General features: G+C 47.6%; 7 protein-coding genes. 3 read left to right on the forward strand and 4 right to left on the reverse strand.

Going from position 1 to position 9,535, the window contains the following annotated elements; genetic code table 11:
• Window positions 1-19: 19 nt before the first annotated feature.
• Window positions 20-214, reverse strand: a complete 195-nt coding sequence (locus tag V7D78_RS07150; RefSeq protein WP_333607758.1) for a hypothetical protein — start codon at window positions 212-214, stop codon at window positions 20-22.
• Between the two features lie 191 nt (window positions 215-405).
• Window positions 406-1,056, reverse strand: coding sequence for a DUF2726 domain-containing protein (locus V7D78_RS07155; RefSeq protein ID WP_333607759.1), 651 nt, complete (start codon window positions 1,054-1,056; stop codon window positions 406-408).
• Between the two features lie 232 nt (window positions 1,057-1,288).
• Here V7D78_RS07155 and aceB point away from each other — a divergent pair, with 232 nt between their 5' ends.
• Window positions 1,289-2,893: a malate synthase A gene (gene aceB / locus V7D78_RS07160; protein ID WP_333607760.1), complete on the forward strand. Its 1,605-nt coding sequence runs from the start codon at window positions 1,289-1,291 to the stop codon at window positions 2,891-2,893.
• A gap of 117 nt (window positions 2,894-3,010) precedes the next feature.
• Here the strand turns inward: aceB and V7D78_RS07165 are convergent, their stop codons facing one another.
• Entirely contained in the window at window positions 3,011-3,949 is a 939-nt protein-coding gene (locus V7D78_RS07165; RefSeq protein WP_333607761.1) for a LysR family transcriptional regulator, read from the reverse strand.
• 193 nt (window positions 3,950-4,142) lie between these two features.
• Between V7D78_RS07165 and V7D78_RS07170 the strand changes: the two genes are divergently transcribed.
• Window positions 4,143-5,729, forward strand: a complete 1,587-nt coding sequence (locus V7D78_RS07170) for an isocitrate lyase (RefSeq protein WP_333607762.1) — start codon at window positions 4,143-4,145, stop codon at window positions 5,727-5,729.
• Between the two features lie 141 nt (window positions 5,730-5,870).
• Here V7D78_RS07170 and V7D78_RS07175 read toward each other — a convergent pair whose 3' ends face one another.
• Window positions 5,871-6,098 (reverse strand): hypothetical protein, encoded by a 228-nt coding sequence (locus tag V7D78_RS07175; RefSeq protein ID WP_333607763.1) that lies wholly within the window; start codon window positions 6,096-6,098, stop codon window positions 5,871-5,873.
• Window positions 6,099-6,303: 205 nt separating this feature from the next.
• Between V7D78_RS07175 and V7D78_RS07180 the strand changes: the two genes are divergently transcribed.
• Window positions 6,304-9,535: nSTAND1 domain-containing NTPase (locus V7D78_RS07180; protein WP_333607764.1), on the forward strand; the 3,232-nt coding region annotated here is incomplete at its 3' end.

Genomic DNA, 9,535 nt, shown 5'->3' on the forward strand with positions numbered 1-9,535 from the left:
TTTTACAATATGACTTTTGCTAGACGGTAACATTGATATTTTGTCCAACATTGCCCACTGGAGCGGGTAATGCCAGTGGCTCAACGGTTGCCATGGCACTTTGTACCAATAAATTGGTCATTTGTGCCTGCTGGTTTTGCTGATTTTTTGCCATCACTGCACCTAACAGCTCGAAAGCCTGGGCCGACGCTAAGGCGCCCACGGACTGACTCATAGATCCTCCTATTTAGCCAAAGGTCACCATTGTATCGGCAGGTGCAATATAAACTTTAGGCATTTTTTTGCCGCATCCATTTTATTTTTTGCTATTTAATTTTGGCTTGAGGGGAAGCAGAAAAATGAATGCCGCCCGTTGCAGCGGGCGGCATTCCAACTTAGCGCGGAGTGACTCATTTCTCCAATGCGTTAAGATGCCCGGATAAGCGCAGTTGATTGCGCTTTAATCTGTGAATGCGATAACACCGGTGTCAGTGAATTGACGGGGGTTACTGCAGGCTTTAGTGAGCGTACTGGTCGGGTAGGACCTTTTTTCACTAAACCTTTAAATAAGGGTTCGACAACAGGGGCTGGTTTACCTAATTTTGCCGCCAGCGCGCTTTGTAAATCTGCTGCAGTATAACCGGCTTTAATTTTAATACGTAAGTAGGGAATGCCTGCAGTCTCTAAGGCGCCGCTGACAAACCAATCAGGTGCCGCTTTATGACCATCCTTGCTGCTATTGTTCACTAAATCAACTACTGCGACAACTTGTAAGTCATCGGGCCGACACAGCACAAAGTCCAGATATTTGGCGTTAAGTTTAAGGTTAATACTTCGCTTGGCCTTATCTGCTGCTTGCGGTCTTACGTCAAGCAAGTCAGCCAGCTTTATGCGGTTGAGTATTTTATACTCATTGCTGACGGCTTTTTCGAGTAAGCCTAAAAATGAGCGTTCTACCGGGCTGAATAAGCTGGCACGCTTTTGCACCTGAAATGGGTTGCTATTATCAATAAAACGGCTTGCGACCATAGCGACCACTATGACCAGTAGCACCAGTAACAATAGAACAAATTCCATGCATACCTCCGACGACAAATTGACGGTAATGTGTTGTCAACTTTATATAACTGCATGCATGCATTTGCTGTGCCAATAAATTTACTTTGTGAGGTGTTTGTACATTTTTGTGGGTGATGCTTGGCATAGTGGCCATTAATAGCGTTTATATTAAAAATGCGCTTATAGTAGTGATACACCTTTATAAGCATAACGTGCTTAACTGTAACTTTCGCAATAAATGAGGCTGGATATGGCTGATACAATTACCCGGGCAGGTTTAACTATAACCGGCCAGTTTAACAGCGACTATGAGCAAATTCTGACCACTGACGCCTGTGCTTTTGTCAGCGAACTGGTGCGTGAATTCCGGCCACAACTGACCGCCTTACTGGCTAACCGCATTAGTCGTCAGCAGCAGTTTGACAAGGGCGCTTTACCGGATTTTTTACCAGAAACGGCTGCTATTCGCGCAGCTGACTGGCAGGTAGAGCCCATTCCAGCCGATTTGCAGGACCGCCGGGTAGAAATTACCGGCCCGGTTGATCGCAAAATGATCATTAACGCGCTAAATGCGGATGTAAAAGTCTTTATGGCCGATTTTGAAGACTCTCAGGCGCCCAGTTGGTCCGGGGTCATTGAAGGCCAGATTAACCTCCGCGATGCCAATCTTGGCACTATTAGTTATACCGATCCGCACAGCGGCAAGCATTATGCGCTTAACGATAACCCGGCGCTGTTGATTGCCCGGGTGCGTGGCCTGCATTTATGGGAAAAACATTTACTGGTGGATGCTGCTCAGGTGCCTGGCTCGCTGGTTGATTTTGCGCTGTACTTTTACCACAACTGGCAAACCCGGCTGAAAAATGGCTCAGGCGTTTATTATTACCTGCCAAAACTACAAAGCCATACTGAGGCCAAGTGGTGGGATGAGGTGTTTAGCTTTACTGAGCAGAAATTTAAGGTAGCTAAGGGCACCATTCGCGCCACTGTGCTGATTGAAACCCTGCCTGCTGTGTTTGAAATGGATGAAATTCTGTATAGCTTAAAAGATCATATAGTGGCGCTGAATTGCGGCCGTTGGGATTATATTTTCAGCTATATCAAAACCTTAAATAACCACGCAGATCGGGTGTTGCCAGACCGGCAGGTAGTCACCATGACCAAGCCGTTTTTAAACGCTTACTCGCGCTTATTAATTAAAACCTGCCATAAGCGCGGCGCCCTGGCGATGGGTGGTATGGCGGCCTTTATACCGGCCAAAGATGCCAGCGAAAACGAAAAAATCTTGGCGCGGGTGACTGCCGATAAAGAGTTGGAAGCCAGTAACGGCCATGATGGTACCTGGGTGGCGCACCCCGGTCTGGCGGCTACGGCTAATGGCGTGTTTGCCAAGTATTTAGCCGGTGGCAAGGTGAATCAGCTGGATGTTAGCCGCGAGCAAGACGCGGAGATAACAGCGGCTGAGCTGTTAGCCCCTTGTGAGGGCGAGCGCACTGAAGACGGTATGCGCACTAATATCCGGGTGGCGCTGCAATATATTGCCGCCTGGATCAGCGGTAAAGGCTGTGTGCCTATCTACGGCTTAATGGAAGATGCCGCTACGGCGGAGATTTCCCGCACCTCGATTTGGCAGTGGATTAAGCATGGAAAAAGTTTAAGCAACGGTAAGTTAATTACCAAGGCCCTGTTTGCCGACTTTTTAGAGGAAGAGGCAAAAGTAGTGTTGCAGGAAGTAGGAACTGAGACCTGGCAAAGTCAAAATTTTGACCGGGCACAGCAACTGCTGCTGGACATTACCACAGCTGATGAACTGGTCGAGTTTTTAACTTTGCCGGCATATCAGCTGCTTGATTAACCTGAGTAAACCAAACCAAAGGCGCTGCCATTGCTGACAGCGCCTTTTTTGTTTTGGCGCTTGTGGGAGTTGTTGCGACATGCCGGATACATCACTCTTCCTCACTCGTCAAACGCACTAATTCAACTCATCTGCCGTTTCAACAATCAACCGCCTGAACCAAATATGGCTGGCATCCTGGTGCAGTAGCGGGCTCCAAATCATCTTTAATTCAATCGACGGAATGGCAAAGGGCGGGTCCATAATAGCCATGGTAGGGTCATTCTCATATAACTTGGCTGCGCGGCTGGGCAGGGTGGCAATTAAATCTATGCCCACTGCCAGGTGCATGGCGACATGGTAGTTACGGGTAAATACTGAGATATTGCGCTGTTTGCCCAGTTTAGCCAGGGCTTCATCTACCCAGCCGAGTTTTTGTACATCTTTCGGATCCATGCCCACGCCAACACCAAAGCCGGTTTTACTGACCCAGATATGCTGCGCTTTTAAATAACTGTCTAAATTAAAGTGTTTAACCACAGGGTTACTGGCATTAATCAGGCAGGAAAAGCTGTCACGCCATACGGTTTTTTGGTGAAACGACTGCGGCAACTGATCAAAGCGGTTAATCGCCATATCAACCTTGCCGTTTTCAACATCATGAAAGGTCACATCTGAAGGTGTCATAATATCCAGGCTGGTCAATGGCGCCTGCACGCGCATCTTCTTCAATAATGCAGGTATCAGCGTTGAAGCGGCGTAATCGCTGGCCATAATCCGGAAAACCCGCTGGCTATGTAATGGCTCAAAGTCTTTATTAGGTTGCAGCGTTTCTTCTAGCGTCAGTAATACACCCCGCACCACCGGCGCCAGCTCACGGGCGCGTTCGGTCGGCACCATGCCATCAGAAGTGCGCACTAATATAGGATCATTTAATAAATCGCGCAGCCGTTTTAAGCCATTACTCATGGCCGGCTGGGTAATATTTAACTGGTTGGCGGCCCGGGTCACGTTCTTTTCGCGCAGTAACACATCCAGATAAACCAGCAGGTTTAAATCCATCTTATTAATATTCATCTGCAAAATGCCTTTGGCTATATCTATCACTGAGTTGAATCATAACATTGGCCAGGCTGTGGCCGTCAAGCTGATATTGCCATTCACCAAAAAAATGATGGACATCATTAAAATCAGCTATATGAATTGTTGTTTTGTTATCTATAGTGAATACCAACAACACGCACAACAGTTTTAGTATGAGGAAACGGCCATGACAGCTTATCAAGATGATATCAAACACTTCAACCAGGTATGCCAACAGGCTGGCGCCGCCTGGAATGCCATCAGCCCGGAATATGCGGCGCGGATGAAGCTGCAAAACCGCTTTAAAACCGGATTAGACATCGCCCAGTATACTGCAGACATTATGCGTGCTGATATGGCGGCCTATGATGCCGATGCCAGCCAGTACACCCAGTCACTGGGTTGCTGGCATGGTTTTATTGGCCAGCAGAAATTGATCGCTATTAAGAAACATTTCGGCAGCACCAAAAGAAAGTATCTGTATTTGTCGGGTTGGATGATAGCGGCGCTGCGCTCTGAATTCGGGCCACTGCCGGATCAGTCGATGCATGAGAAAACCTCAGTACCGGCCTTAATAGAAGAGCTGTACACCTTTTTACGCCAGGCCGATGCCCGTGAATTAGGTGGCTTATTTAACCAACTTGATGACGCGACTGACGACGCTAAAAAAGCAGAGATTCAGGCGAAAATAGATAACTTTGAAACCCATGTAGTGCCGATTATTGCCGATATTGATGCCGGTTTTGGTAATGCTGAAGCGACCTACTTATTGGCTAAAAAGATGATTGAAGCAGGTGCCTGTGCTATTCAGATTGAAAACCAGGTGTCGGACGAAAAACAATGTGGCCACCAGGACGGTAAGGTCACCGTACCCCATGCCGATTTTCTGGCAAAAATTAATGCGGTACGCTACGCCTTTTTAGAACTGGGCATTGATAATGGCATTATCGTTGCCCGTACCGATTCACTCGGCGCTGGTTTAACCAAGCAAATTGCAGTAACCAACCAGCCGGGCGATTTAGGCGATTTATACAACAGTTTCCTTGATGGCGATGTAATAACAGGCGCCGACGATATTGCTAATGGCGATGTCGTGGTAAAAGCCAACGGCAAACTGTTAAAGCCAAAACGTTTAGCCAGTGGTTTATTCCAGTTTAAAGCAGGCAGTGGTGTGGACAGGGTCGTGCTGGATTGTATTACCTCCTTGCAAAACGGTGCCGATTTACTGTGGATTGAAACCGAAAAACCTCATGTTGGCCAAATTGCCGAAATGGTAAACCGCATTCGTGAAGTGGTACCTAATGCCAAGCTGGTGTACAACAACAGCCCATCGTTTAACTGGACGCTTAATTTCCGCCAGCAGGTGTTCGATGCCTGGCAGCAAGCTGGTAAAGATGTCAGCCAGTATGATCGCAAGTTACTGATGAGTGCCGAGTACGACAGTACTGAGCTGGCACAGGAAGCTGATAACCGTATTCGTACCTTCCAGGCCGATGCGGCGCGTGAAGCCGGTATTTTCCACCACCTGATCACGTTGCCGACGTACCATACTGCCGCCTTGTCGACCGACAACCTGGCAAAAGAGTATTTTGGTGATGCCGGCATGCTGGGCTATGTCGCCGGGGTGCAACGCAAAGAAATCCGTCAGGGCATTGCCTGTGTCAAACACCAGAATATGTCAGGCTCTGATATTGGCGATGATCACAAAGAGTATTTCTCGGGTGAGGCTGCGTTAAAAGCCGGTGGTAAGCACAATACTATGAATCAGTTTTAAAGCTTAACCTAAGGTTATGTTTTGCTACGTGGTCAGTGGATAGACCCCAGGCAGCCGCAAGGCTGCCTTTTTTATCAAGCGATAGCGCCAAAATTTAACAGTTTGGCGTTGCTATCTTTAGTAAAGCGATGATAGGCAACATTATTCGTCGTTGTTTTCCCAGCGCATCAATAAAATGGTTAGATAAATTTTTGTAGGTAGGGATAGAATAAGGCCAAAAGTACAACAACCCGCAACAATTAATATTCCTGGCACTCCCATTTTTTGGGGCAAATCAGCAAAAGCCCACAAAAAATGCCCCAGCATGAAAATGGCAAAACCACTAAACATTATAAGTTTAAGCCAACGTATTTGATGCTCTTGGGTCATGAGAGGCATTCCACAGAATAGTTGGTATAGCCTATCCTGATGAGCTGACTATTATATTGATCTTGCTCATCAACCTGGCTGTTAAGTTAAAGCACTCAGCTGGTTATTGTTTTTGATTAATGGCTCAATATCAAAGGTGTTTCAGGCTAAACAAAAAGACTTCATCGTGTTATGTTAGCATTTAGATAACAGTTGAATAGATCTTATGGGCGAAACTTTCTTTTTTGGCGATTGGCAGGTAGATCCAGCGGCTAATACGCTGCGCCAGGGTAAATTGCTACAACAGCTTGAACCTAAAGCCATGGATGTATTGCTACTTTTGTGCCGGCAACAAGGTGAGGTAGTCAGCAGTGACGAGATTGTCAGCCAATGCTGGCCGGATACCGACACCGGCGATAATCCGCTGCATAAAGTGATTACCCAGCTGCGCAAGGCTTTAGGCGACAGTGCCACACATTCCCGTTATCTTGAAACCATCCGCAAGCGCGGCTATCGCACTGTGGCTGAAGTGCGCTTTCCGCTGGGGCAGCAGCAAAGTGCCAGCAGCCAAAGTTGGCAGCAAGGTTCACCCTTTCCGGGCTTACAAGCTTACGATGCTCGCTATGCCACAGTATTCTTCGGCCGTGGCACCCAAATCACCACCTTATTACAACGTATTGCCCAGCAAGTGAAGTTTGGCCGTGCCTTTAATTTATTATTAGGCCCCAGCGGCAGTGGTAAATCGTCACTGATTAATGCCGGTGTGATGCCAAATCTGATGCAAAGCGGCGGTTACAATGGTATTGAAGTGGTGTCTTACAGCAGCCTCGATTTAGCCGATGTGGCTAAAGGCGAATTGTTTAGCAGCCTGGCCAGTACCTTGCTGGATTGGGAGCTAAACGAGCAACCGGTGTTTGCTGGCGAAAGTGCCCTTAGTCTGGCCACTAAGTTACAGCAACACAGCGCTGAGTTGTGCGCCCACTGCATTACTTTACTGGGCAACAGCCGCCAGCAGACTAAACGCTTTACGCTCTTTGTTGATCGCTTAGAAGTCTTGCTATCCTCGCCACTTTTTAGCGAGCTAGAACGCACAGATTTTGTTGCCTTACTGGAGCAACTGGCTACCAGCGGCGCGGTACTAGTGTTAAGTGCTTGTCGCAATGAGTTTTATCCATCTTTAGTAGCATACCCGAGCTTAATGGCGGGTAAAGCGCGCGGTGCGCACTTCGATTTAGCCGCCCCGGGTCGGGCTGAGCTGCTGCAAATGATCCGCTTACCGGCGCTCGCCGCTGGTCTTAGCTTTGAAACGGATCCTTCCACTGCCATACCACTGGATGAAATACTCTGTAGCGAAGCGGCCAGTAACCCTGATGCACTGCCAATGCTGCAATATACCTTGCAGCAATTGTATTTACAGCGCAGTAGTGACAACCAGCTGCTGCTATCAGTATATAAAGCGTTGGGCGGTATTGAAGGCGCTATTGGTAAAAACGCCGAGCAGGCCATTAAGGGCTTACACAAAACCGAACAAGACAGTTTGCCTCGGGTATTGTCGTTACTGGTCACCTTGCGTGAAGACGAACAAAGCATTACCAGCCGTAGCGCCCGTTTAGCGCAACTAAAAACTGAAGCTGAGCGCGCACTGGTAAATACCATGGTTGAGCAGCGCTTGTTTGTGTCGCACCTGCAACAAGGCGTTCCCTGCTTTAGCATAGCGCACGAGGCATTGTTAAGGCGTTGGCCGCGTGCCACCGCCTGGATCAGCGAACATTTTGACAGCTTAAGCGTAAAAAGCCGCATAGTGCATTTAAGTCAGCGCTGGCGCGCTGAACAGCAAAACGGCGCCTATTTACTGGCCGAAGGTAAACCGTTGCAAGAAGCTTCACTGTTAAAGCAAAACCGCTTATTTCAGCTTGATAACGAAGAAGCTGAATTTATTCAGGCATCACAGAACAAAGCCCGGTTAAAGCGCTGGACCCGCCGCGGAACCTTCGCATTGCTCTGCCTGCTGACCTTCAGTGCAGTAACCATGGGTATCCGCAGTTTTAACGCCGAGCAACAAGCACAGCAAAAACGCCTGGCAGCTGAAAACCTGCTGGGTTTTATGGTGGGTGAATTTGCCGACAAGCTGCGTAGTATCGGCCGCATGGATTTACTCGACGGTATTAGCAATAAAGCACTGGAATACTTTACCGATTACTCTGCTGCTGAGACGAATTTAAGTAGTGCCGCAAGGCTGCAACATGGCCAAACCCTAGAAGCGCTGGGTGAAGTGGCTTATTCGCGGGGCCGAGTAGATGAAGCCACCGCAGCCTTGCAAGGGGCCAGAGTGCAGTTAGAAGCAGTACTTAGCGAACAACCAGATAATTTAGAACTGTTAAAAACCCTCGGCGCTAATGCCTTTTGGCTTGGCCAAATACAGTACGACGCCAGCAATTGGCAAGCCACCCAGACGGAGTTTGAGCGTTATTACCAGTACAGTGAACGTATGTACCAACTGGCACCAGATGATTTAGACGCCATGATGGAACTGTCCTACGCCACCAACTCCTTAGGCTCGCTGGCAATACAGCGTCAGCAATTTGCTGTAGCGCGAACACACTTTGAAGAGTCGCTGCAGCTACGGTTGTTGGTGCAGGCTCGTCAACCAGACAATCAACAGCGGTTAGCTGACATTGCGAATACCCGTTCCTGGCTGGCAAGTGCAGCGCTGGCTGAGGGAAAAGTGCATCTGGCAATTGAGATCCACCAAGAGTTGCAGGCTGATTTGATAAATGCCACTTCAACGCCAGAACCTTATTTGCTTGATATTCTGTCGAGTAGCTACACAAAACTTGTGGATCTACTGATTTACCAGGGAAAAACAAATGAAGCGCAAACCGTTTCTAGTCTGGGTGAGCAAGCTTTATCCCAAGCAATAGAACAAGATCCGGAAAATAGTCGATGGCTTAGAAATAAACATTTTATTGATTATCAAAAGTTTAATATCAATCCCGGTTCTAGTGCCAAACAAATAGAATACAAGCTTGGTTTGTTGACTGAGACATTAAATGGGCAAAGTAAGGTGCTGTCAAACACCAATACTAAAGACATACAGGCAAGACTGTGGCTTTCAACAGCAATAAAACTTCACGAGATTAACCATTTTGCGCTTAGTAAAAAATACGCTGATTTAGCTTATGCTACTTTTAGCGAACTTATCGAGCAACACCGGGAGAATCACAGTTACGGTCTCGGTCTGGCCGATACTCAGCTATTGCAAGCCAAATTTTTATTGGCAACCGATAAGCGAGATATGGCGTTAGATCTCTGCCATCAAGTTAAAGGCCATTTATCGGTGATCACCGCAAAAAATAAAGAACCAAGGTTCATTATTACGTTTGCAAAGGCGCTGAATTGCTTAGGGGAGCTGCAAGACAACCCTGACATTCTTGCCATATTGCAGCAAAATGACCTAG

The sequence above is a fragment of the Arsukibacterium sp. genome, assembly GCF_036735525.1.
In the GTDB taxonomy this organism is placed as follows: Bacteria; Pseudomonadota; Gammaproteobacteria; order Enterobacterales; family Alteromonadaceae; genus Alishewanella.